Origin of the sequence: Candidatus Protochlamydia sp. W-9 (genome assembly GCF_001950615.1) — a bacterium.
GTDB lineage: Bacteria > Chlamydiota > Chlamydiia > Chlamydiales > Parachlamydiaceae > Protochlamydia > Protochlamydia amoebophila.
The window spans coordinates 1-22649 of the sequence record NZ_BCPZ01000236.1; the positions used below are offsets into that span (position 1 = coordinate 1).

A 22649-nucleotide genomic window follows, 5' to 3' on the forward strand; every position below is an offset into this window, starting at 1 on the left:
TAAATCCATTTTGACCTCTCATGCATATTAAACATTAGTTTGGGGAAACAAATGTTTTAAATGATACAGAGGTCTTTTGTCATTTAAATTTTATTCTTCTTATTTATTATCAAAGAGATAAATTCAAAATTCAGGTTAGTAAGATAAATTTTTATGCAGATTTCTCTTTTTATATGAAAAGAGAAAACAATAGAGCCTATTTGTAGTTGTCTTGAAGGTTATTCGCAATAAAGTTTTTTTTATTGAATGAAGTAAGATAAGAAGCATCGTCAAGTAAAATTTTGTAAAAACATACTTAACGATGACATAAAAGTTCTTTAAACAATTTTGTATGTAGTTCGAAGCATTTTTTCTAACTTCTGCGCATCTTTAGCAAAATTACGAATTCCTTCAGAAAGTTTTTCAGTCGTCATAGCATCATCATTAAGGGCGAGCCGAAATGCTTTTTCGTTCATTTTGATAGGCTCAATATTCAATTGTTTAGATTTAGCTGCATCGAGTTTTTGTTCGACATTTCCGCTTGCATCATGAAGTTCTTGTAAAAAGTGAGGTGAGATGGTTAATAAATCACAGCCAGCGAGTTCTAAGATTTCTTCTTTATTACGAAAGCTAGCTCCCATAATTTGCGTTTTATAGCCAAATTTTTTGAAATAGTGATAAATAGTTGTTACAGATTTAACACCAGGATCTTCTGCAGGAGCATAACCTGGAACATTGTCGTGTTTTTTATACCAGTCAAGAATGCGTCCAACAAAAGGGGAGATTAAAGTGGCTTGTGCTTCTGCACAGTGGATTGCTTGTGGCATACTAAAAAGAAGTGTCATGTTGCAGTGGATACCCATTTTTTCTAATTGTTTAGCCGCAAGACCACCTTCCCATGTGGAAGCCAGCTTAATAAGAATCCGTTCTTTTTCTATGCCCATTTCTTTATAAAGGGCGATAAGAGATTGTGCTTTTTGAATACTTCCTTCTACATCAAAAGAAAGACGAGCATCTATTTCTGTTGAAACACGACCTGGAATGAGTTTTAAAATTTCACAACCGACATTAACAAATAATTTATCTAGGAATAAAGAAATTTGCTCCCCGGAAGATTTAGCTTTTTGGCTGTAATGGTAAGCTTCTTCCATCAAAGGTTTATAGGCAGGTTTTTCTACAGCAGATAAGATCAGTGATGGGTTTGTTGTAGCGTCAGTTGGGCTGTATTCCTTGATAGCTTCAATGTCACCTGTATCGATGACGATAGTTGTCATGCTTTTAAGTTGATCTAATTTATTTTTTTCCATGAAGATCTCCTTCCTGAGCTTTAATGTGTTTTTGAAAAAGTGTCTAAAGAGGGCATTTCTAAAGTTGGTTCGATTCGAAATGTAATCGTTAAAGGGCGATCCCCCACGGTTAAATCCAAAGTAGAATTCAAGCGAGTTAGGAGTAATTTATAAGGAATTTTGATTTCTCGATCATTGAGGTAAATACCGACTGAAGTGTTAGATAAAATTTCTTCAGAAAGATGTATTTGGCGACAAAGCTTTTCAAACTTACGTAGTTGCCTTAACAAAGATTCATCACTGAAGTCATAAATTATTCCACATGCATGACAAGGGATTCTCCCTTGTTCTGCTTTTTCTAGTTCAAATACCGAAAATTGAATGATATGTTGACATGTCTGGCAACAAAATTGAAGAAGATGTCCTTTTTGCATAAAAATTAAGACCTTACTGATTTTTATTTATCTTATCAGGTTTAAATGGTCTAAGCAATAGCTTTCCATTTTTTAACTAATTTTTTTAAATTTTTAATAATGAACTATTTATGTAATAATTCAAGTTTGAGTCAAGTTTTTTTTAGAAAATCACCTAATTTGGTAAAATAAAGATAAATGGGCATTTCTTGGGAATACTTCGCGGAATTTGCTTATGTAAGGGTTGAAAAATTCAAAATCGAGCATTAGGAGAATTTATGGCTTGGCGTTCTCTTGATTTTTATAGTTTAAATGATTTAGATCAAAAGATAGTTGACCAATTAGAACTGTATTTACATCAAAGGGAAACAAGGCTAGCTTATCAAATTCTTAATGCTATTCCGTCCACTAACCTTGAGACTTTTAGTCCTATTTTATCTCAAGAAGGAGGAATTCTTAAACTTTCAGATGCGGTAGAAGGAATTACGAAAAAAGTGAGAACGTTTGTTAAAACCGACACTCAAGGAGTTTATCAAGATCAAGTTCGCAAATTTCGTCAACACATTAATCATGCTTTATGGGAATTTACAGAGGTTTTAGAAGGATGCGTTGTTGAACTCTTTCAACAAATCAAACAAGTCAGGGTAGATCGATGGCATCGTTCAATTTTTAAAGCTGTTTATGCGATCAAAAATATCCTTATTCATTATATCGAAGATCTCGTTTGGGCAGTTCGCCGCTTAGAAAAGCCTCTAAAAGGATATTTTCAATATTGTAATGCAAAGTTAACTTTATTCAATCATTGGATGTTAAGTTGGCAAACTTTTGTTGATCCCCAGATCGCTAAAAATTTAAATCAAAGTGAAGTTTTTTTAAAAAAAGAGTATCAAGCTTTTGAAACATGCTATCAAAACTACATGCAAATTAGTGTCAAGATTGAATTTGACTTAGAAAAAATGAAAACATTTCAAGCATTTGCTCAATTGGGTATTGCGGAGCAGAATTTGTATGTGGATATATTTCGATTGTTAAAAACACTAGAGCAAAATTCCAAACCAAAAGATTTACTTAGCCAGGAAACAATTCGATCTTTAAAAAACATTGCCAATTTCGACACTATAGAAGATGTTTTAAAAAAATATCACAAAATCCTTAAAAAAGCTTTTTTTGATAGTAGTTTAGCTTGGAAAAAATTAGATAAAGGTGAGGATTCTGTTAAGGAGAAATCGGAGGAATTGAAAAATTCTGTTTATCACTATCAATATGAACTTCAACAACTATTAGAAACAATAGGACATTACCGAACTTTTCTTCTTAAAACGGATTCTGATCCATATGTGGGTTCTCGATGGGGGTTTTCTGAATGGATCGTTAGTCCTGAGCCTATAAGAGCTAAAAAGCTTATGCATTTAATGTATTTTTTAGATGAGCTAAATAAAGGATATGAAAAGTTTTTTAAAGCATTTGAGCGCGATAAGCTGACTCTACAACAATTGGAAAATAAAGCATATGAGGTAATTGAAAAGCTTTTACATGAAATGGAGCAGCCTTTAATTTCTCGCTCTATGATGCAAAATCGAGCTTTGCAATTAATTGGTCAATTGCAACTTTGTGATGAAATTGGAAGCGATCGTCTTGAAATCATTAGTTATTTTGATGACATCCTTGCTAAAGCGATGCGTGAAGATTGGAAATATCACGTCTTACATGGCTTTCCAGCTTTTCATGAAATTTATTGGCAGCATAAAGGGTTAGGCGAGTTTATTCATGATCCAGCCCACGCCTTTCGAGTAGAGCGATTTCAATTATTGTTAGATCGAGTTGAAGGTTGGATGAAAAAAGGAGAATTTTATGCTCATACCTATGAGGTGGAGTTAAATAACAATGATATAAAAACTTATTTGCAAGACTTTTTAGCGATTGTTCAACGAACAGAGAAAGAAAAATCGCTAGATCCATTCCTGGATGAAACTATTGATCGCTTAAAACAGCAGATTTTAGAATATCGATATCTATTTGGGCAGTTTCTATTTAATATACAATTTAAAGATATAGATGGCCAATATCGCAATAAATTTCTTTTTATAGAACAATATTTTGAATCGATTGAAAATTTATTGTTTGAACTAAAGTTGAGCTGGGAAGGAAAGAGATAATATTCAATAGAGGGGCACTTTCCCTCTATTGAATATTTAGCATTATAGAGACGATGAGCTAAAATGAGCGTGAGCGTGTGAGCTTGAGCTGCATGAGCTGTCACGGTGATGATGGTGGTGGCGATCCGTTGTAGCAATGATGATTGCAGCAACAACTAAAGCACCGATAGGAAGAAGAGCAGACATTGTAGATGCTCTATTGCTGTCATCATATGCTTGAGTTTCATCATAGTATTCTTGACCCTGCACTTGACCTACTAGCATAGCCATTGCAGTTGTCAACATCAATAATTTTTTCATGTTTTTATTCCTTTTTGATACGTGTCACGTCCGAGACTGAAAACATCAGTGTAAAATTGGTACATTCACAACGAATGAGGTGTCTCTAAAGCTTTACATTTCACTGTTATGACCTAAAGATAAAATTATCGCAATAATTTTTTTATCAATTGTTATTTTTTTGGCAAAAACAACAATTTCCATTATTCTAATGGCTATAGCCACTTCCAAGCGAATAACTAGAATAGTTATAACTACTGCTGTCTAGTGGTCCTAAACCATCTTGGCTACTTGAACTGGCATGGCTGCTATAACTTTTATGATCTTTATCAGCAATAGACCAAATAATGCCGGCTGCAATAAGTGCTACGATGGGTACATAAGCAGACCAATGAGCCGTACGGCTACTTTGTGCATAAGCTGAATCACAGCAATCATCATATTCATATTCTTGGTTATAACGAGACTGTCCATATATGGAATGTGTCACTAAGACAAAAAAGAGAGTTAACGCGACAAATTTTCGAGCTACTTGCATAATCCATTCCTTTAAATGACAAGGCATTTTTTTCATTTTTCTTTGAGATATATCCTACCAGTCAAAACAAATAGGCAAAATCATAAAAACTTGAATGGTTAGAGTTAATGGGTCATTAAATGATCAAGGCAGAAATCTGCTTATAAACTAGATCATTCTTCTTGAATCATTCGCATTGATATATGAAAAATTAGTCCTTGAAAATAGAAATTAATATTTTTTTGAACAAATTTTTATAAATTACCGAGACGTTGGGTTTCAAGAAAGTAAATCTAAAACTCAAATTTATAATAATTTCAACTAAAAAACTTTTACCATCCAACATTTAGATCTTTTTTTAATTGTATTGCTAAAAGCGGTTAAAAAGAAGATCTACTGGTAAATTTGTCTTTTTTTTGTTCAGGTTTTTACGGATCTTTTATCTATTAAAAAATAAATTTTAGCAATCTTTTTATTTAACGATTCTTCAGCATAAAATAAAGGATGATTAATTAGGTAGGCTTTAAAAGCTCTAAATTTTCCGAGAAATTATCTTTTCTAGTAAGTAGGAGGATAGGTTTCAACAGTAAGAGACATCAATTTATTATAACTTTTAGAAAAATTTTCTAAGGGAATATAAAGTTCATGCCTTCCAAATTTAATTGTAAAAGGTAAATTATCTAATAAAGTCTGAATGATGTAATTTGTGTCATTAGAGGAAAAAAGTAACTTTTGCCCCCCTTGAAGAATTTGAGGATAAAGGGAAATGATTTTATCTTCAAAAAAAAGGTCAACTTTTGTAAGGGTGGGGTCTTCTTTACAAGGTGGAGCCTGTAAAAAAAGGATATTTAAATAGAGTCGAATTCCCGACCTTCCTTTCACGATTTCCATTGTGAGCCGTGCAGGATCTGAGTTTGCGGGTAAAAATAACCTTCCAAAATTAAAACGAGGAGAGTCAGTCAAGACTGGGTGGTATTGCCATTGTCGAGAAGCTTGTGAGCAAGAGCTGAGGTTAAAAATAGCGCAAAAGAACATGATTTTTTGCGCTAGATGAAAATAATTTATCATTGGGAATGGCTGTAATACCCTGTATTTGTATGGCTACTAGAAGATGAATGGGATGAAGATGAATGATGAGAGTTTTGCACAGCAATAGCAATAATACCAACGATGGCTACTGTTCCAAGAGCAATTGCAGGAGCTAAATTAGTAGCTGTTCTTGACTCATCATACGCATATCCACCAGTATCTGTAACGTAGGTAACAGCTTCTAATTGTTGGTTAGATAAACCTGTCATGGCAATGGCTGTAATGATTACGATCCACTTATTTAAAAAATTCATTTTTCCTCCTGATATCATTATTTAAATGTTATCGTTTTAATTTAGTTGACGGATGTTTCAAAAAGGTCATCTTCGACTTGTTTCAAAAGAAGTGATTGCCATTCAGCACCCATCTCATTATATTTTTGGTTAATCATGTGCTTAAAAGGTATCCAAACACTAGCTTGGAAATTTTTACTTGTAAAAGTTTGTTCTTTTATATTTTCTAAAGTGTCATTTGAATTATCTTTAATATTTTGTGAGAGTTCTTTTTCCCACTGATTTTTGACTTTTTGTGCTGCATTTTTGAGTTGAGTTCTTTGCTGTGTATTAACGATCATTTCAAATGCTTCTTTCGCAACTCGCAAAGAACGCATAGAGTTGAAAAAATCTTTGTAAAATTGAGAAAACTCATCTTGCAATGCTGAGGCTGTTAAAATGTAAATGACTCCATTTTTTAAAAGGATCACATGCATAAGTCTTACACTACCCCATTCAGATTTAGTATCAACCTGAGATAAGCTGGCATTACCTGCTTCTGTACGAATTGTTCCTAAATCTTTCCATTGATACCCTTGAGCCATATTAGTGTTTTTTACACTTTTAAGATATTGCTTAAGCGATCCTGAATAAGGTTCTAAACTCAAATTCATGGAAGGGGGGAATGCAGAAGGACCTTGCCCTACGACCATTAATTTGACTCTTTCTGGGAGTATTTTGGGGTCAGCCATTCTCCAACCAGAAGGGGGTGTAAAAAGAACAATTCCATTGTCCATTGATTCTGTCGAAGAAGAAAGATTAGAAGGTGTTGCAGATAAAATAGATACTTTTGCTAACAAACAGCTTAGACATAAAACAAAAAATGCTAATTTTTTCATGATCCCCCATAACTTGAAAAATAGAAAGCAACTAACAAATGTTTATGCAGTCAATTTAATTTGAACCAACTTGAAATCAACTTTGTCAGAGTAAATCAATATAATGACTCAGGTTTTACATGTGAAGAAATTTTTAAGTAGTGGTTTAGAAAACCAATCAGATAAGTAAATTTAAACTAAACATGATTATAAATTTAGTTTTGTCTTGTTGGGTAGAATAGGCAGCCAACCTTTGTTTTTTTATTTCTCCAATAGTAATGCATCTTAATCTAATCTCTATTTTTAATTTTCCCTTATGCATTTGTTTTCATAAGCTATTTCTTAAAATAGACAAAAACGAACTTTTGAATAATTATTGGATAAAACGCTTGAAAATTACATCTCTAATCCGCTAGAGTAACCAGGGATAGCAACTCTGTTTATTTTAGTTAGTTGAAACCAAACCGGCGAAAAATTTGCACAAATTGACGAATCTTTTAAAAAAAAATTCTTTTTTTGAGCTTCTTTTTTAAGCAATAAGCAAAGTTTGTTTATTGATCCGTTTATGTTTACGTGCTTATCTACAGGTTTGGTGCATAAATATTAAAATCTAAATTATTAATTTTCTGGTTGGCAAATGAAATCACTTGAGCAAGGACAAGAAAAAATTCAACGAATTTGTGATAAAATAAGACACCAAACAATTGAACCTGCGCAGGAAGAGGCTCGAAAAATTATTGAAGCTGCTCATTTGCGAGCCAAAGAAATTATCGCTAACGCTGAGCAGCATGCTGAGCAGTATATTAAACAAGCTAAAGGGCAGATCGAACAAGAGCGAAATGTTTTTCATTCTTCTTTGCAACAGGCTTCAAAACAAACTATTGAATCTCTCAAACAAGAAATCGAATATCATTTATTTAATGAAGAATTGCAAAGTGTTCTAGAAAAACAGCTTTCGGATCCTAAATTAATAGCGGAGCTAATCAATGGTATAGTAAAAGCCATCGATAGAGACGGATTAAACACGGACTTAACCGTTGTTATTCCTCGTGCTGTTTCCGCAGATGATGTGAGTGCACTGCTTTTAGATGGTGTGCGAAAAAAATTAAAAAGAAAACCCTTAGAGATTGGTCAATTTGCTGGAGGAGCTCAAATAAAATTGCATGGTAAAAAAATGACCGTGGATTTAAGCGATCAAACAATTAAAGAACTTCTTGCCAATTACGTGAGAAAAGATTTTCGACAGTTAATTTTTAGCCAGTGAGGTGGTTTTATTCATGGCTAATTATTATTACGTTGGAGTTTCACTTTCGCCACTCTCGTTCGATGCCCCCCCTGAGATAACATTTGAAGAACTTGAGAGATTGCTAAAGGATAATCTTTCTACAAAAGATTATCAAAAAATTCAACTCATTAGACATTATTACGATATTCTAAATTTACGCTCTTATTGGTTAGGCGAACCTTTAGATCCACGAGGAGAATTAAACTCATTGGAAATTAGTGAAGCTTTAGCAACTCAAGTTGGATTGCCCTCTTATGTTTATGATTTTATGCTTAAATATGAGAGTAAAAAAGAACGAATTCATCATTTTTCATTTTTATTAGCAAAATTTTTTCAAGAAGCTGGATCAGAAAAAAATCTTTTTTTAAAAAACTATTTCAGTTTTGAAAGAGAATTGAGATTGGTGTGGACAGGATATCGTGCTAAAAAGTTAGGAAGAGATTTGAGTATCGAACTGCAATATGAAGACCCCGAAGAGAACTTGATTGCTCAATTACTTGCTCAAAAAGATGCGAGAAGTTTTGAATTGCCAGAAAAATTTCTAAATTTGAAAGAAATTTTTGAGAATTTTGCTGATCATCCATTTGATTTAGAGAAAGCTTTGGATCAATACCGTATTGAATATATTGAGAAAACGGTAGAAGAAAATGACAAATTTTCGATCGATCGAATTTTAGCTTATACCATACAGCTTGTCATCCTTGAAAAATGGTTTGAATTAGACAAACAGAAGGGAAAAGAAATCATCGATAGGATTGTGAGGGAAACATAGCATGAAAACTTTAGAGACTAGAAAAGAAAAAAAAGCCCAAGGAAAAGTTGTTAAAGCTTTTGGAAACTTACTGCAAGTTACATTTGAAGGAAATATTCGACAAGGTGAAGTGGCTATGGTTCATGTGGACAACCTTCAACTAAAATCGGAAGTAATTGAAATTCTTGGTAATCAAGCTAAAATTCAAGTATTTGAAGATACAAAAGGAGTTCGTTTAGATAGCTTAGTTAGTTTTACAGGAGATTTGTTAGAAGCTGAATTAGGCCCGGGTCTCTTAAGTTCGATTTTTGATGGTCTGCAAAATCCTTTAGTGGATGTTGCTGATCAAGCTGGCCTCTTTTTACCAAAAGGAATTTATTTACCTGCGCTGGATCGTCAAAGGAAATGGGATTTTGAATCTTCTGCTAAGGTTGGGGATGTTCTTTTCAGAGGAGATCGGATTGGTTCAACAAAAGAGGGTCGTTTTCATCACTTTATTATGATTCCATTCTCATTATATGGAAAATATCGCTTAACATGGGTAATAAATTCAGGTTCTTACACTGTTGATACAGTTGTTGCCAAAGCTATAGATGAATCCGGCCAAGAACATTCTTTTACCATGGTTCAAAAATGGCCTGTCAAAAATGCCCTTATCCATGGAGAAAAAATTAAGCCGACTAAGATGATGGATACCGGCGAAAGGATTATAGATACACAATTTCCTTTAATGAAAGGGGGTACCTTTTGTACTCCTGGGCCATTTGGAGCTGGTAAGACTGTTTTGCAGCATCATCTTTCTAAATATGCGGCAGTGGACATTGTTTTATTTGTAGCTTGTGGAGAACGTGCAGGAGAAGTTGTTGAAGTATTAAGAGAGTTTCCGCATTTGATTGATCCCCATACTGACGAAGCACTAATGAAGAGAACAGTGATTATTTGCAACACTTCCTCTATGCCTGTTGCCGCTCGAGAGTCATCTATTTATATGGGTATTACCATAGCTGAGTATTATAGACAGATGGGGTTGGATGTTCTAGTTTTAGCTGATTCAACTTCCAGATGGGCTCAGGCTTTGCGTGAAATGTCCGGACGATTAGAAGAAATTCCAGGAGAGGAAGCTTTTCCCGCTTATTTATCTTCCCGAATAGCAGAGTTTTATGAGCGTTCTGGTGTGGTCTCTCTTCGTCATGGTAAACCAGGCTCTATTACGATTGGAGGAGCAGTTTCACCTGCAGGAGGAAACTTCGAGGAACCTGTGACGCAAGCAACTTTATCGGTGGTAGGTGCTTTTCTTGGGCTATCAAGAGCTCGTTCTGATTCAAGACGGTACCCTGCAATAGATCCATTATTATCTTGGTCTAAGTATGTTGACACAGTTGGAAATGAACTTAGCCATCAAGTTGATGGATGGGATCAAATGGTTAAGCGAGCTCGGCATATTTTATTTAATGGAAATGAAATTGGAAAGCGAATGGAAGTGGTGGGAGAAGAGGGAATATCGATGAAAGATATGCTTACTTATCTCAAAGCTGAGCTTTATGATTTTAGTTATTTACAGCAAAATGCTTTTGACAAAGAAGATGCTTATTGCCCGTTAAAAAGGCAAATAGCTTTGTTTCAATTAATTAATCAAATTTTTGACACAACTTTCGATTTTCATACACATGATCAAGCTCGTGAATTTTTCTTAGATTTACAAAATCGTATTAAAAACATGAATTTTATTTCTTTTGATACTGAACAATACCGAAAGGTATTTGCAGAAATTAAAAGCATTATCGAACAACAATCTCGGAAATAATTAAAGGATACCATCATATGAAAATTGTTTATGATCGAATCAATAATATGCGTGGGAACCTTATTACGATAACAGCTGAAGGAGTTAGTCTCGGTGAGCTAGCACGTATAGATTTAAAAGATGGAAGAAATATTTATGCTTCCGTACTCCGTATCGACGGAGATCAAGTAACCTTACAAGTGTTTCAGACGACACGTGGGATTTCAACTAGTGATCAAGTCACTTTTTTAAATCGACAAATGCAAGCAGTTTATGGAGACACTTTACTTGGAAGGCGTTTAAGTGGAACTGGATTACCTATTGACGGGGGACCTCAAGTTATAGGAGAGTCAATTGATATTGGATCAACTTCTTTCAATCCTGTTAAGAGAATTGTTCCAAGAGATATGGTCCGAACAAATATTCCTATGATTGATGTTTTCAATTGCCTAGTCAAATCTCAAAAAATTCCCATTTTTTCAGTTCCTGGAGAGCCATATAATGCCCTTCTTATGCGTATTGCGAATCAAACTGATGCAGATGTCGTCATAATTGGTGGGATGGGATTAACCTTTAAAGAATATCAAGCTTTTATTGAAAATGCTGAAACAGCCGGAACAATTAATAAAACTGTGATGTTTATTCATCGAGCAACTGACCCAGCTGTTGAATGCTTACTTGTACCAGATATGGCTCTTGCATGCGCTGAACGTTTTGCAACAGATGGTAAAAATGTTTTAGTGTTATTAACAGATATGACTGCTTTTGCAGATGCAATTAAAGAAATAGCAATTACGATGGACCAAGTCCCTTCTAATCGAGGTTATCCAGGTTCTTTATATTCTGATTTGGCATCTCGATATGAAAAAGCAGTCTCTATCGAAGATAGCGGTTCAATTACAGTTATTGGGGTAACTACAATGCCTGGAGATGATGTGACTCATCCAGTTCCTGATAATACGGGTTACATCACTGAAGGACAGTTTTATTTACACCATGGTAAAATAGATCCTTTTGGATCTTTATCTCGTCTAAAACAACTTGTAATTGGGAAAGTCACTCGAGATGATCATGGTGATTTAGCCAATGCGATGATTCGTTTGTATGCTGAATCCAAAAAAGCAAGAGAGCGGCAAGCTATGGGTTTTAAACTTTCTAAGTGGGATGAAAAGCTTCTTACTTATTCTCATTTATTTGAAGAAAGGATGATGAATTTAGAAGTAAATTATACTTTAGAAAAAGCTTTAGACCTTGGGTGGGAAACGTTAGCAGAATGCTTTCAAGCAAGCGAAGTTGGTATTAAGGAAAGTGTTATTTCTAAATATTGGCCAGAAATTACTCAAATAAGTAAGTGATTGAGGGGTGATTTGTGGCTGATGTCAAATTAACAAAAAATGAGTTGCGTGACCAACAAATGCAACTTGTACAATTAGAAAAGTATTTGCCAACTTTACAGCTTAAAAAAGCTATGCTTCAGTCGGTTATTCAGGAAACACGCATTGAAATTCATCGCCTCGAAGACTTAATGGGGAAAAAACAAGACGCAGTTAACATGTTCAGTTCGCTTTTAGCGATCAAAACGACAATTGATCCGATGCAAGCTATACAATTGAAAACAGTTTTTAAAAGGTATGAAAATATTGCAGGGGTAGAAATTCCTTATTTTGAGGGAATCGAATTTGAAGCTTTCACATATAGCTTATTTGAAACATCTCCGTGGATTGATGCAGCCGTTTTAGGCCTACGTTCTTTAGTTGAATTACGAGAGCAAATTAAGATTACGACAGAGCAAAAACAAGCTTTAGAGCGCGAACTCCGTGAAGTCTCGATTAGAGTGAATTTATTTGAGAAAATTTTGATTCCTCGAGCTATTGAGAATATTCGTATAATTAAAGTATTCTTAGGGGATCAGCAATTAGCTGCTGTTTCTCGAGCAAAAGTTGCTAAAACAAAAATTGAAGCGAATAAGAAAGCTTTTCTTTTGACTCTTTCCAAAAAGGAATTCAAACATGCGTAAAGATGTTAAAAAATTCTTATTTCTTGGATTAGCAGATGAAAAAAAATCTTTTTTTCAACAAGCTCAAAAACTTGGGTTTATTCACTTTATTGATCCTTGCCAAACTTCAAACCGAGATATCCCTGAAGCTGTAGAAAAATTGACTACTGCAATAAAAATTTTGCGTGGCTTACCTTTCGTTGAACAAGAGGAAAATTATCAATCCTTAAACTCAAACACGATAGTAGAAAATATTCTTTCGTTATGTAAAAAAAGTGAGAAAAAACAAGAAGAAATACGTGTATTAAGATTAGAAATGTCACGGATTGAAATTTTTGGGAATTTTTCTTTAGAAGATATTTATTTCATTGAAAATGAAGGGAAACGAAAAATTCAATTTTTTGTTGCACGCTCTAGTGCGTTTAAAGAACAAGATCCGCCTGATGAATTGATTTATATCTCTTCAAACCAAGGTTTGGATTATTACTTTGCTATTAACGAACAATCAGTTTCTTATGATAAACTCATTGAAATTAAGATCGATCGATCTTTGCAAAACTTAAATCAACAATTAATTGAAGCAAATTCAGAAAGAAGACGAATTGATCATCAACTTAAAGAGTTAGCAAAATACAATGAATTTTTGCATCATGCCCTAGTAGATAAACTTAATAGTCATCATCTTAATCACGCACAGACCTATGTTCAACAAACGATGGATGGTTTACTATTCGCTGTTGAAGGATGGGTGCCGGCGAACAAAGTTGATCAAATAGAAAAAGTCACGAAAGCTTTAAATGTCTATATTGATGAAGTGGCAATTGAAGCCTCAGATGTTATTCCTACTTATTTAGAAAATAGTGGTTTTAGTAGATTGGGAGAAGATTTAGTTAATATTTATGATACACCGTCACCTTCAGATCATGATCCTTCAAATTGGGTTCTTTGGTGTTTTACGCTCTTTTTTGCTTTTATTATCGGTGATGCAGGTTACGGATTTATTTATTTAGCTTTAGCACTTTTTCTTCGTTACAAATATCCTGATTTGAAAGGTTTAAGTAAACGTTTACTGAATCTTTTTACTATTTTATGTGTAGGATGTATTGTATGGGGGACTTTAATGACCTCGTTTTTTGGGATGCAAATCGATATCAATAATCCCATACGTAAAATTTCTCTCGTACAATGGTTATCAAAGAAAAAAATTGCTTATCACATTGCTCATCAGGATAGTACTTACCAAAAATGGCTTCAAGCATATCCTACATTAGCAAATCATGCTGATGCTCATGAGTTTGTTTCGTTTATCCCAGATTGGGAGCCAAGTAAAGGCCCAGTTATTTTAAGTATGATCAGTGATACAATTATGTTTGAATTGGCTTTATTTATTGGTGTCGTTCATCTTTTGCTATCGTTGTTGCGCTATGGATTGCGCAACATTCCAAATTTAGGGTGGGCCGCATTTCTGATTGGGGCTTACCTTTATTTCCCTTCTCACCTTCAAACTCCAAGTTTTCTTAATTTTATTGGAAATGTGGATTTGAATGAAGGGGGAAAAATAGGCTTACAATTTATGATAGGGGGTATTGCTTTTGCGTGGATAACCTCTATTTGGAAAAATGGGTGGACGGGAATTTTTGAAATCACAGTTTTAATTCAAGTTTTTGCCGATGTCTTATCTTATTTACGTCTTTATGCTTTGGCTCTGGCCGGAGCTGTTGTGGGTGCGACAGTCAATGAAATTGCCAGTGGATTACCCTTATTAGCTTCTTTCTTTTTGGTTATGATTGCCCATTTTGTGAATTTGATTTTGGGAACAATGGGAGGAGTAATTCATGGATTGCGACTTAACTTTTTAGAGTGGTATCACTACTCTTTTGAGGGGGGAGGAAAAAAATTTCAACCACTTAAATTATTAAAAATCGAGTAAATCAATAGGAGTTTTCAATGGATATTAATATGGTTGGCCCTGCAATGGCACTAGGATTGAGTAGTATGGGATGCAGTATTGGATGTTGGATTGCAGGATCAGCTTCTCATGCAGCCATGAGTCGAACTGAAGAAGGGCATGGTAAGTTTATTGGGATGGCTGCAGCCCCTTCTTCTCAAGTTATTTATGGATTTTTGCTTATGTTACAAATGAGCCGTGCAATTCAAGCAGGAACGCTATCTCCTTTTTCTGCTATTGCAATTGGGATTTTTTCTGGATTAGCAATTGGACTTTCCTCTATTTATCAAGGCAAGGTATGCGCGACAGGGATTCAAGCCTCTCTTAAACAGCCTTCCGTGTATGGTAAATGTTTTGCTGCAATTGGAATTATTGAATCGTTTGCATTATTTGCATTTGTTTTTGCACTTTTGATTATATAATTCACCTAAAAAAACTTTCTGGGGAGTGTATTTCTGATAGACAAAAAAATTTCAGAAAATGATTCGAATGAAACTAAGCCAAAGTGGACACAAATCGGAGTCTATATGACAATCCCTTTCGTTTTGGCTATTTCTCCTATCATTGGATGGTTAATTGGGGGGTGGTTGGATAAAAAATTGGAAACAACTCCTTATTTAACCTATATCGGACTATTCTTAGGTTTTGTAGCTGGTTTCAGAGAATTATATCGAATGATTAAACGGTTTGGTAATGGAGATTAATTTTATTTTTCGACTCATTAAGATGACGTTATTTTTAGCGATTTTAGCTAGTCTTTCTGTTTACTGTTACATAGATTTAAGCACTAGTCTCGGTATTTTAAGTGGAGCATGTTGGGCTTGTCTGAATATCTACTTTCTTAAAATGTTATTAGAAGAATATTTAAAATTAACCTCACTAAATGTATTAAAATTTTACACTTGGATGGGAATTAAATTTCCATTAATTTATTTAACAGGATATTGGTTAATAAAAACTCAATTTTTTTCTGCCATTAGTTTGATGAGTGGGTTTTCGCTTCTCTTTATTGCAATTTTTATATTGGGAATTGCTAAAATAATTTTTGAAAAAGTAAAAGAAAAAATAGGATCGTCAGCATGATTATGGGGCAATATTTATTCTGGCTTGCTAATGCTCACGAACCGATTGAAAATCGAATACCAGAATTACCTAATTTTATTTCCGTGCTCTATCATCGTTTTCAACATACAACTTGGGCGCAATTTTTACATCGTTGGGAAAATATCATTTTTGCCATTCTCGTTGCCAGTCTCATTTCTTTAGTGGCCTATTTAGGTGCGCGAAAAAAAGAAATTATCCCATCGAAATTTCAGAATCTATTAGAAATCGCAGTGGAGAAATTTAGTCATTTAATATTAGAAGTATTAGGTCCTGAAGGAAAAGCCTACATTCCGTTTTTAGGAACGCTATTTATCTACATTTTTACTATGAATATATTTGGAATGGTTCCTTTAATGAAAGCGCCTTCGTCTAGTTTGAATATTACCGCAGCTTTGGCGATTTGTGTATTCTGTTTAGTTCAATTCTTGAATATACGAAATATGGGAATTTTTGGTTTTTTATATCATTTGGCTGGCTCGCCCAAAAGTATGCTAGAGTGGCTCCTTGCTCCTTTGATGTTTTCTTTGGAAATCATTTCACAGCTTTCTCGCCCCCTTACTCTTGCTCTACGTTTATTTGGAAACGTGCTTGGAGAAGATATTTTAATAGGAACATTTGTTTTAATGGGAGTTGTCATGATTTCTTCTGTTGAGACATTTGTAGGCATTCCTTTGCAACTTCCTTTTATGTTTCTGGGCTTACTTACAAGCTTTATGCAAGCTTTAGTCTTTACTTTATTAAGTACGGTCTATATTTTATTATCTATGCACAAAGAAGGTGAAAAAAACTGATTTTTTTGCTATTAATTGAATAGTTAAAGTTCGTGATAGCAAAAAAGTAAATACCCTTCTTTTTTTGCATATATTTAATCGTTGCTAAACTCATGCATTTAGCACGAAATCCAGCTCTGAAAAGCATTTACATTAAAATAAGAAAGAGGAAAACAATGAGTATTGGAACAGCATTAGCTCTCTCTGCTCCATTTGCAGTCGGTCTTGCAGCATTAGGATCAGGTCTTGGTCTTGGTCGTGCTGTGAGTAGTGCAATGGAAGCTATAGGTCGTCAACCTGAAGCATCTGGTAAAATTTTGACGACAATGATTATTGGCGCTGCTTTGATTGAAGCCCTAACAATTTATGCTTTAATTGTGTTCTTCGTTGTTTTAGAAAAAATGGCATAATTTAATTATGAATTTTGAAATTGAGCAAATCTTAACTCAAATTATCGCTTTTTTAATTATGCTAGGTTTTTTAAAAAAGTTCGTTTGGAAACGTCTTCTTAATTTAATAGAAGAGCGAAAGCAACTGATTAAATCAGAATTTGATAAAATCGAAAATCAAAAACAAGAAGTGACAAAGCTTTCTGAAGAGTATAAAGCTAAGTTACATGATATTGATGCTGAAGCTCGTCGCAGAATTCAAGAAGCCGTTGTTAAAGGAAGAGATATTGCTCATGATATTGAGCAAGAAACTCGCCAAAAAGTAACTTCTCTTTTGAATAATGCTCAGGAGGAAATGAAGCTAGAGTTAGCTCAAGCTAAAGAGCAATTGAAAAAAGATGTCATTAATATCTCCTTCGCTATTACACAAAAGCTTATCCATGAAAAAGTAGATATAAGTAAACATCAAAAATTAGTTGAAGAAGCTATAGAGCAAGTTGAAATCCGATGATAGCTAAAGTTGTTTCTTTAAGATATTCAAAAGCTTTAGTAGATATTGCAACAAATCCAGAACAAATCAAAAGCCATTTGATGGCTTTAGAAGAGTTTGTGGGGATATTGGAAACCATTCCTAAGCTAAAAGAATTATTATTTGATCCTCACCTCAGTACTTTAACAAAAAAGAGCCTCCTTCAACGCTTGTTTAAAGATCGTTTAGATGAAACTATTTTAAATTTTCTGTTCGTGTTAATTGAAAAAAATCGCTTTAAATACATTGTGGATATCAGAAAAGAATATCATCGCTTAGCTAAAAAACGGTTGGGAATTTTAGAAGTTCGCTTGTTAACTGCTGTTTCCGTGAGTGACACACTTCAAGAAAAAGTTCGAATAAAACTACAAAAAACTTATCAGAAAGAAGTTAAAATTCAAAATGTTGTCAATCCAGATATAGTTGGAGGGATGATTCTGATCATGGATCATCAAATTTTTGATAACAGTGTGAAGAAAAGACTTGCAAAACTAAAAGTTAGCTTATTAACGGCTAAGGTCTAGGAGAGAGAATGCGTTTAAATCCTGAAGAAGTATCTTGGGTCATTCAACAAGAAATTGAAAAATATCATGAAGATCTCTCCTTAAAATTTGAATCTGCTGGGCGTGTTTTGTATGTAGGAGATGGAATTGCGCGCGTCTGGGGTCTTGATGATGTGATGATGTCAGAACTTGTTGAATTTCCTGATGGAACATTAGGAATTGTTTTGAACCTTGAAATCGATAATGTGGGAGTCATCATTTTAGGTTCCGATCGAAATATTCGTGAACAAGACATCGTCAAAAGAACAGGAAAAATAGCTTCAGTTCCAGTCGGTGAGGAAATGCTAGGGCGTGTCATTAATGCTTTGGGACAACCAATTGACGGGAAAGGAGCAATTGAAACAAAAGAATTTAGAGCAATCGAAAGTTCAGCGCCAGGAGTTGTGCAAAGAAAACCTGTGAATGAACCCGTTCAAACAGGAATTAAGGCCATTGATTCTATGATCCCTATTGGACGCGGCCAAAGAGAATTAATCATTGGAGATAGACAAACAGGAAAAACGACTGTTATTCTTGATACAATCATTAATCAAAAAAATACGGGAGTTTGTTGTATTTATGTAGCGATTGGGCAAAAATCTTCTACAATTGCTCAAGTTGTCAAAATCCTAGAAGAACATGATGCAATGAAATATACGATAATTGTAGCTGCCACAGCTTCTGATCCCGCAGCGTTACAGTACGTCGCTCCCTATTCAGCAACGGCATTAGGTGAGCATTTCATGTACAATGGTAAGCATGTGATCTGCTTTTATGATGACCTTTCTAAACATGCACAAGCTTATCGAGAAATAGCTCTTCTTTTAAGAAGACCTCCTGGCCGTGAAGCCTATCCGGGAGATATTTTTTATTTACATTCTCGTTTACTTGAAAGATCCGCTAAATTAAGCGCTGAATTAGGTGGGGGATCTTTGACAGCGGTACCTGTCATTGAAACTCAAGCGAATGACGTGACGACCTATATCCCTACAAACGTTATTTCTATTACAGACGGCCAAATTTATTTAGAGTCTGATCTTTTTTACGCAGGTGTGCGTCCAGCTATTAATGTGGGAATTTCAGCTTCTAGAGTTGGTGGAAAGGCTCAATCGAAAGCCATGAAAAAAGTTGCAGCAAGTCTACGTTTAGATTTAGCTCAATATCGTGAGTTAGCTGCGTTTGCTCAATTTGGTTCTGAAATGGACAAAACAACGCAAGCTCAGCTTGTCCGTGGTGAAAGAATGATAGAAGTTTTAAAGCAAGACAAATTCAAACCTATTTCATTATCCAAGCAAGTGATGATTATTTTTACAGGAACGAAGGGATTCTTGGATGATCTTCCTCTCTCTTTTATCAAAAATTTTGAAAATGAATTTTATCTATTCATGGATGAAAATCATCCTCATATTTCTAATTCGATTGAACAAAGCCTTGATTTAGATCAAAAAACGATGGAGCAATTAAACGAAGCTGTGACGAAATTTAAATCTGATTTTAAGTTACGCTATCAAATATAGATGGGGAATAATAAAAGATGGCTAGTTTAAGAGAAATTCGTAAGCGTTTACAGTCCATTCAAAACATTCAGCAGCTGACTAAAGCAATGGAAATGGTGGCAGCTTCTCGTTTGCACCAAGTTCAAATAAAAGTTAAACAAGCTAAGCCGTACGTCGTTAAACTTTCTGAAATTTTAGATCGTTTGAGTCAAATAACACAAGATATTAAACACCCTCTGTTAGAGCAGCGTGAAGTTAAGAAAGTTGGTGTTGTAATTGTAGCAGCTGATATGGGATTATCGGGGCCTTATAATAAAGATATTTTCTCAGCCGCTAATAAATTTCTGAAAACATATGCTCAAGAGCAAGTTGAGCTAATTTTAGTCGGCAAAAAAGCAACCGCCTATTATAAAAAACGACCTTGGAACATTCGATTCGAATTTGGTGAATGGGGAGAAAAACTAACATCACATCAAATAAAAACTTTTGCAAATCAATTGTTGAGCTGGTTTTTAATTGGAGAATTGGATGAAATTTGGCTTGTTTATACGCATTATGTGACAATGATGACTCGTAAAGTTATGGTTGAGAAATTTTTAAATATTCAGCAAATCTCTCCTAAATCTGAAAAATCCCCCGTAGATTATATTTTTGAGCCAAATCCTAAGCAGATTTATGGAGCAATCTTATTTAATTATTGTATGACTAAATTCCAGTCAATTTTAAATGAATCTTATGCTTCAGAATTAGCTGCACGCATCTTTGCGATGAAGGCAGCCACATCAAATGCGGATGATATGATTGAAAAATTAACTTTGGTTCGTAATAAAGTACGACAAGCAGGCATCACTAAAGAGATGTTAGAAATTACTTCTGGAGCAGAAGGATTAAAGTAAGAATAGTAAAAGAATAGTAAACGAGACAATATAGCGCTTTCCTTTGTGAATTTTTCGAATCATTGAAGAAACTCAATAGAAAAGGCTCAAATAAAAATAAAAGGCAAATGATGGCGGTAGGAAAAGTCAAACAGATTGTAGGTCCCACATTAGATATCGAGTTTCCTCCTGGGCAGCTTCCAAACATTTTAAATGCGATTAAAATCATTGATCCCAAAGATCAACGAGAACTGATTGCGGAAGTTGCGATGCACTTAGGAGATAACCAAGTTCGTTGTATTGCCCTATCATCTACAGATGGTTTGGTGAGAGAAGCCCAAGCCTTTGATACTGAAGCTCCTATTTCTATTCCTGTGGGAAGTCCAACACTTGGTCGGCTCCTTAATGTCCTAGGTCAACCGATCGACGAAATGGGAGCTATCGAAAACGCTGAAATTTCTCCTATTCACAAAGCTTCCCCCACTTTCGAAGAGCAAGATACGCAGGGAGTCATTTTTGAAACAGGAATTAAGGTTATTGACCTTCTTTGTCCCTATACAAAAGGAGGGAAAGTTGGATTGTTTGGAGGGGCAGGAGTTGGTAAATCAGTCATTGTAATGGAATTAATTCATAACATTGCCACCCATCATGGAGGCTATTCTGTTTTTTGCGGAATCGGGGAAAGAACAAGAGAAGGAAATGATTTATGGTTAGAAATGAAAGAGTCCGGTATTCTCTCTAAGACTAGTCTCGTATTTGGCCAGATGAACGAACCTCCTGGGGCAAGAATGCGAGTAGGTTTAACAGGATTAACGATGGCAGAGCATTTTAGAGACCAAGAGCATCAAAATGTCCTTTTATTCATTGATAATATTTTCCGTTTTGTTCAAGCAGGGTCAGAAGTTTCTGCGTTGCTAGGTAGAATGCCGTCCGCTGTCGGTTATCAGCCAACTTTAGCAAGTGAAATTGGAAGTTTACAAGAACGAATCACTTCGACAAAGCATGGTTCTATTACTTCAGTCCAAGCGATTTATGTTCCAGCAGATGATTATACAGATCCAGCACCAGCTAGTATTTTTCCCCATTTAGATGCTGCAACAACTCTCTCGCGTCAAATTGCGGAACTGGGTATTTATCCAGCTGTAGATCCTTTAAATTCAAGTTCGCGAATTTTAGACCCCCACGTTTTAGGTGAAGAGCATTATCAGGTCGCTAGACAGGTGCAAAAAGTTTTGCAGCGTTATAAAGATTTGCAAGACATCATTGCAATTTTGGGAATTGATGAATTATCTGAAGAAGACCAGTTAACAGTTTCTCGGGCTCGTCGCATTCAAAAATTTTTATCGCAACCATTTTTTGTTGCCGAAACGTTTACAGGAAAAAAAGGACGTTTTGTTAAATTGCCTGATACTATCAAAGGATTCAAAATGATAGTAGAAGGGGAAATGGATAATATTCCTGAGCAAGCTTTTTATATGGTGGGAACAATTGAAGAAGTTTTCGAAAAAGCTGAGCAAATGAAATAACGTTAGGGTGATTACAGATGCTTTATCCATTATCCATTTTAACTTCTGAAAAAAATGTCTTTAATGAAGACGTTTATTCTGTGAATGTACCAGGCGCTGATGGATACTTTGAAGTGCTAGCACATCATGCTAATGTAATCGCCTTGTTGCAGCCAGGGAAATTGACAATTATCAGTAAAGATCATCAAAAGCTTTATTTCGGCATAACAACTGGATTTATTGAGGTTTCTCATAACAGTGCAACAATTATTGCTGATGCAATTGAATCCGTTCAAGAAATTGATGTCGAAAGAGCGAAGCAGTCTTATGAACGTGCTAAAATGCGTTTGGAAAGGGCTGATAATCACGTGGATAAAGAACGTGCAAAGCGTTCCTTGAATAGAGCAAAAAATCGTATTAAATTGTTTTTAGAAATTCATCCACAAGTTAGTTACATACCTCTCAAAGCATTATTAATTTAATTTTCTTTGCAAACAAGTACTAGTAAGAAATTTAAAGCCAATTTTGTAATTCAAACTTTTTGCAATTATATTTAATAAATCTTTAGTAAAAACATTTTCATATCAGAAAAAGTCATCCCTGATTTTTCTATTCAAAATCGGCTTTCTTAAGTTTGTAATCATGTTTTGCGCACGTGCTAGCGAAGGAATATCTTTAAAAAATCCTCCCAACGAATTTTGTTTCCATCAGTTACCCTTTTCTTTTTTCTTAATAACCTGAATTTTGGGTTTTTAGGCAGCCATTAACAATAAGCGATGCTGCTCTGCTAAGTTTATCGATGGCTTTTTAGGTTGGTGAGTATAAGCAATAATCCCAGCTAATAGATTAATTAAAAAATTTCCGGCA

General features: G+C 34.7%; 25 protein-coding genes and 1 pseudogene. 18 read left to right on the plus strand and 8 right to left on the minus strand.

Features of this window, described 5'->3' with window-relative positions; translation table 11 throughout:
* Nucleotides 1-317 precede the first annotated feature (317 nt).
* Both tal and BU804_RS07480 read right to left on the minus strand, forming a co-directional pair.
* Nucleotides 318-1286 (minus strand): transaldolase, encoded by a 969-nt coding sequence (gene tal, locus BU804_RS07475; protein ID WP_075883581.1) that lies wholly within the window; start codon nt 1284-1286, stop codon nt 318-320.
* Nucleotides 1287-1306: 20 nt separating this feature from the next.
* Nucleotides 1307-1699, minus strand: a complete 393-nt coding sequence (locus BU804_RS07480) for a hypothetical protein (RefSeq protein WP_075883582.1) — start codon at nt 1697-1699, stop codon at nt 1307-1309.
* Between the two features lie 257 nt (nt 1700-1956).
* Here BU804_RS07480 and BU804_RS07485 point away from each other — a divergent pair, with 257 nt between their 5' ends.
* Complete coding sequence (locus BU804_RS07485) at nt 1957-3834, plus strand: hypothetical protein (protein ID WP_075883583.1); 1878 nt, start codon at nt 1957-1959, stop codon at nt 3832-3834.
* 42 nt (nt 3835-3876) lie between these two features.
* Here the strand turns inward: BU804_RS07485 and BU804_RS07490 are convergent, their stop codons facing one another.
* The 5 genes from BU804_RS07490 to BU804_RS14165 form a co-directional block, all read right to left on the minus strand.
* Nucleotides 3877-4122: a hypothetical protein gene (locus BU804_RS07490; RefSeq protein ID WP_158025041.1), complete on the minus strand. Its 246-nt coding sequence runs from the start codon at nt 4120-4122 to the stop codon at nt 3877-3879.
* Nucleotides 4123-4321: 199 nt separating this feature from the next.
* Nucleotides 4322-4651: a hypothetical protein gene (locus BU804_RS07495; RefSeq protein WP_143298955.1), complete on the minus strand. Its 330-nt coding sequence runs from the start codon at nt 4649-4651 to the stop codon at nt 4322-4324.
* Nucleotides 4652-5188: 537 nt separating this feature from the next.
* Nucleotides 5189-5698: a hypothetical protein gene (locus BU804_RS07500; RefSeq protein WP_075883585.1), complete on the minus strand. Its 510-nt coding sequence runs from the start codon at nt 5696-5698 to the stop codon at nt 5189-5191.
* Nucleotides 5695-5973: a hypothetical protein gene (locus BU804_RS07505; protein ID WP_075883586.1), complete on the minus strand. Its 279-nt coding sequence runs from the start codon at nt 5971-5973 to the stop codon at nt 5695-5697. Before BU804_RS07505 ends, BU804_RS07500 begins: the two co-directional genes overlap by 4 nt.
* Before the next feature lie 41 nt (nt 5974-6014).
* Nucleotides 6015-6830 (minus strand): hypothetical protein, encoded by an 816-nt coding sequence (locus tag BU804_RS14165; RefSeq protein ID WP_193427238.1) that lies wholly within the window; start codon nt 6828-6830, stop codon nt 6015-6017.
* A gap of 616 nt (nt 6831-7446) precedes the next feature.
* Between BU804_RS14165 and BU804_RS07520 the strand changes: the two genes are divergently transcribed.
* The 17 genes from BU804_RS07520 to atpC all read left to right on the plus strand — a co-directional run bounded on the left by BU804_RS07520 (nt 7447) and on the right by atpC (nt 22264).
* Nucleotides 7447-8073: a V-type ATP synthase subunit E gene (locus tag BU804_RS07520; protein ID WP_075883589.1), complete on the plus strand. Its 627-nt coding sequence runs from the start codon at nt 7447-7449 to the stop codon at nt 8071-8073.
* A gap of 13 nt (nt 8074-8086) precedes the next feature.
* On the plus strand, nt 8087-8866 hold the full coding sequence (locus BU804_RS07525; RefSeq protein ID WP_075883590.1) for a DUF2764 family protein: 780 nt from the start codon (nt 8087-8089) through the stop codon (nt 8864-8866).
* A gap of 1 nt (nt 8867) precedes the next feature.
* Nucleotides 8868-10649: a V-type ATP synthase subunit A gene (locus BU804_RS07530; protein ID WP_075883591.1), complete on the plus strand. Its 1782-nt coding sequence runs from the start codon at nt 8868-8870 to the stop codon at nt 10647-10649.
* A gap of 17 nt (nt 10650-10666) precedes the next feature.
* The gene (locus BU804_RS07535; RefSeq protein ID WP_075883592.1) at nt 10667-11983 is read left to right on the plus strand and encodes a V-type ATP synthase subunit B; all 1317 of its coding nucleotides are present in this window, start codon (nt 10667-10669) and stop codon (nt 11981-11983) included.
* A 14-nt stretch (nt 11984-11997) separates the two neighbouring features.
* Nucleotides 11998-12645: a V-type ATP synthase subunit D gene (locus tag BU804_RS07540; protein ID WP_011176224.1), complete on the plus strand. Its 648-nt coding sequence runs from the start codon at nt 11998-12000 to the stop codon at nt 12643-12645.
* Nucleotides 12638-14554 carry a V-type ATP synthase subunit I gene (locus BU804_RS07545; protein WP_075883593.1) on the plus strand — a complete coding sequence of 639 codons (1917 nt, stop codon included), beginning with the start codon at nt 12638-12640 and terminating at the stop codon, nt 14552-14554. Before BU804_RS07540 ends, BU804_RS07545 begins: the two co-directional genes overlap by 8 nt.
* A 17-nt stretch (nt 14555-14571) precedes the next feature.
* Complete coding sequence (locus tag BU804_RS07550) at nt 14572-14994, plus strand: ATP synthase subunit C (RefSeq protein ID WP_011176222.1); 423 nt, start codon at nt 14572-14574, stop codon at nt 14992-14994.
* Between the two features lie 105 nt (nt 14995-15099).
* Nucleotides 15100-15276, plus strand: a complete 177-nt coding sequence (locus BU804_RS07555) for an AtpZ/AtpI family protein (protein ID WP_075883594.1) — start codon at nt 15100-15102, stop codon at nt 15274-15276.
* Between the two features lie 22 nt (nt 15277-15298).
* The gene (locus BU804_RS07560) at nt 15299-15655 is read left to right on the plus strand and encodes a hypothetical protein (RefSeq protein WP_143298956.1); all 357 of its coding nucleotides are present in this window, start codon (nt 15299-15301) and stop codon (nt 15653-15655) included.
* On the plus strand, nt 15652-16467 hold the full coding sequence (gene atpB / locus BU804_RS07565; RefSeq protein WP_075883596.1) for a F0F1 ATP synthase subunit A: 816 nt from the start codon (nt 15652-15654) through the stop codon (nt 16465-16467). The genes BU804_RS07560 and atpB overlap by 4 nt, the downstream gene beginning before the upstream one ends.
* Before the next feature lie 155 nt (nt 16468-16622).
* Entirely contained in the window at nt 16623-16856 is a 234-nt protein-coding gene (atpE, locus tag BU804_RS07570) for an ATP synthase F0 subunit C (RefSeq protein ID WP_039358578.1), read from the plus strand.
* Between the two features lie 7 nt (nt 16857-16863).
* Nucleotides 16864-17346 carry a F0F1 ATP synthase subunit B gene (atpF, locus tag BU804_RS07575; protein ID WP_075883597.1) on the plus strand — a complete coding sequence of 161 codons (483 nt, stop codon included), beginning with the start codon at nt 16864-16866 and terminating at the stop codon, nt 17344-17346.
* Entirely contained in the window at nt 17343-17888 is a 546-nt protein-coding gene (gene atpH, locus BU804_RS07580; protein ID WP_075883598.1) for an ATP synthase F1 subunit delta, read from the plus strand. Before atpF ends, atpH begins: the two co-directional genes overlap by 4 nt.
* Nucleotides 17889-17896: 8 nt before the next feature.
* Complete coding sequence (atpA, locus tag BU804_RS07585; RefSeq protein ID WP_075883599.1) at nt 17897-19423, plus strand: F0F1 ATP synthase subunit alpha; 1527 nt, start codon at nt 17897-17899, stop codon at nt 19421-19423.
* A 17-nt stretch (nt 19424-19440) separates the two neighbouring features.
* A complete protein-coding gene (atpG, locus tag BU804_RS07590) occupies nt 19441-20298 on the plus strand; it encodes an ATP synthase F1 subunit gamma (protein WP_075883600.1) in 858 nt (285 codons plus the stop codon).
* Between the two features lie 110 nt (nt 20299-20408).
* Complete coding sequence (atpD, locus tag BU804_RS07595) at nt 20409-21803, plus strand: F0F1 ATP synthase subunit beta (RefSeq protein ID WP_075883601.1); 1395 nt, start codon at nt 20409-20411, stop codon at nt 21801-21803.
* 17 nt (nt 21804-21820) lie between these two features.
* A complete protein-coding gene (atpC, locus tag BU804_RS07600) occupies nt 21821-22264 on the plus strand; it encodes an ATP synthase F1 subunit epsilon (protein WP_075883602.1) in 444 nt (147 codons plus the stop codon).
* A 270-nt stretch (nt 22265-22534) separates the two neighbouring features.
* Here atpC and BU804_RS12125 read toward each other — a convergent pair.
* Nucleotides 22535-22649 (minus strand): annotated as a pseudogene (locus tag BU804_RS12125) (IS982 family transposase); the annotation flags it as partial.

Coding starts and splice junctions, on each gene's coding strand:
- atpF (WP_075883597.1), top strand. CDS start 16,864: ATGAATTTTGAAATTGAGCAAATCTTAACTCAAATTATCGCTTTTTTA.
- atpE (WP_039358578.1), top strand. CDS start 16,623: ATGAGTATTGGAACAGCATTAGCTCTCTCTGCTCCATTTGCAGTCGGT.
- BU804_RS07520 (WP_075883589.1), top strand. CDS start 7,447: ATGAAATCACTTGAGCAAGGACAAGAAAAAATTCAACGAATTTGTGAT.
- BU804_RS07555 (WP_075883594.1), top strand. CDS start 15,100: ATGACAATCCCTTTCGTTTTGGCTATTTCTCCTATCATTGGATGGTTA.
- BU804_RS07560 (WP_143298956.1), top strand. CDS start 15,299: ATGACGTTATTTTTAGCGATTTTAGCTAGTCTTTCTGTTTACTGTTAC.
- BU804_RS14165 (WP_193427238.1), bottom strand. CDS start 6,830: ATGAAAAAATTAGCATTTTTTGTTTTATGTCTAAGCTGTTTGTTAGCA.
- BU804_RS07535 (WP_075883592.1), top strand. CDS start 10,667: ATGAAAATTGTTTATGATCGAATCAATAATATGCGTGGGAACCTTATT.
- atpA (WP_075883599.1), top strand. CDS start 17,897: ATGCGTTTAAATCCTGAAGAAGTATCTTGGGTCATTCAACAAGAAATT.
- atpG (WP_075883600.1), top strand. CDS start 19,441: ATGGCTAGTTTAAGAGAAATTCGTAAGCGTTTACAGTCCATTCAAAAC.
- atpC (WP_075883602.1), top strand. CDS start 21,821: ATGCTTTATCCATTATCCATTTTAACTTCTGAAAAAAATGTCTTTAAT.
- BU804_RS07485 (WP_075883583.1), top strand. CDS start 1,957: ATGGCTTGGCGTTCTCTTGATTTTTATAGTTTAAATGATTTAGATCAA.
- BU804_RS07480 (WP_075883582.1), bottom strand. CDS start 1,699: ATGCAAAAAGGACATCTTCTTCAATTTTGTTGCCAGACATGTCAACAT.
- BU804_RS07495 (WP_143298955.1), bottom strand. CDS start 4,651: ATGCAAGTAGCTCGAAAATTTGTCGCGTTAACTCTCTTTTTTGTCTTA.
- BU804_RS07505 (WP_075883586.1), bottom strand. CDS start 5,973: ATGAATTTTTTAAATAAGTGGATCGTAATCATTACAGCCATTGCCATG.
- atpH (WP_075883598.1), top strand. CDS start 17,343: ATGATAGCTAAAGTTGTTTCTTTAAGATATTCAAAAGCTTTAGTAGAT.
- BU804_RS07500 (WP_075883585.1), bottom strand. CDS start 5,698: ATGATAAATTATTTTCATCTAGCGCAAAAAATCATGTTCTTTTGCGCT.
- atpD (WP_075883601.1), top strand. CDS start 20,409: ATGGCGGTAGGAAAAGTCAAACAGATTGTAGGTCCCACATTAGATATC.
- BU804_RS07530 (WP_075883591.1), top strand. CDS start 8,868: ATGAAAACTTTAGAGACTAGAAAAGAAAAAAAAGCCCAAGGAAAAGTT.
- BU804_RS07525 (WP_075883590.1), top strand. CDS start 8,087: ATGGCTAATTATTATTACGTTGGAGTTTCACTTTCGCCACTCTCGTTC.
- atpB (WP_075883596.1), top strand. CDS start 15,652: ATGATTATGGGGCAATATTTATTCTGGCTTGCTAATGCTCACGAACCG.
- tal (WP_075883581.1), bottom strand. CDS start 1,286: ATGGAAAAAAATAAATTAGATCAACTTAAAAGCATGACAACTATCGTC.
- BU804_RS07545 (WP_075883593.1), top strand. CDS start 12,638: ATGCGTAAAGATGTTAAAAAATTCTTATTTCTTGGATTAGCAGATGAA.
- BU804_RS07550 (WP_011176222.1), top strand. CDS start 14,572: ATGGATATTAATATGGTTGGCCCTGCAATGGCACTAGGATTGAGTAGT.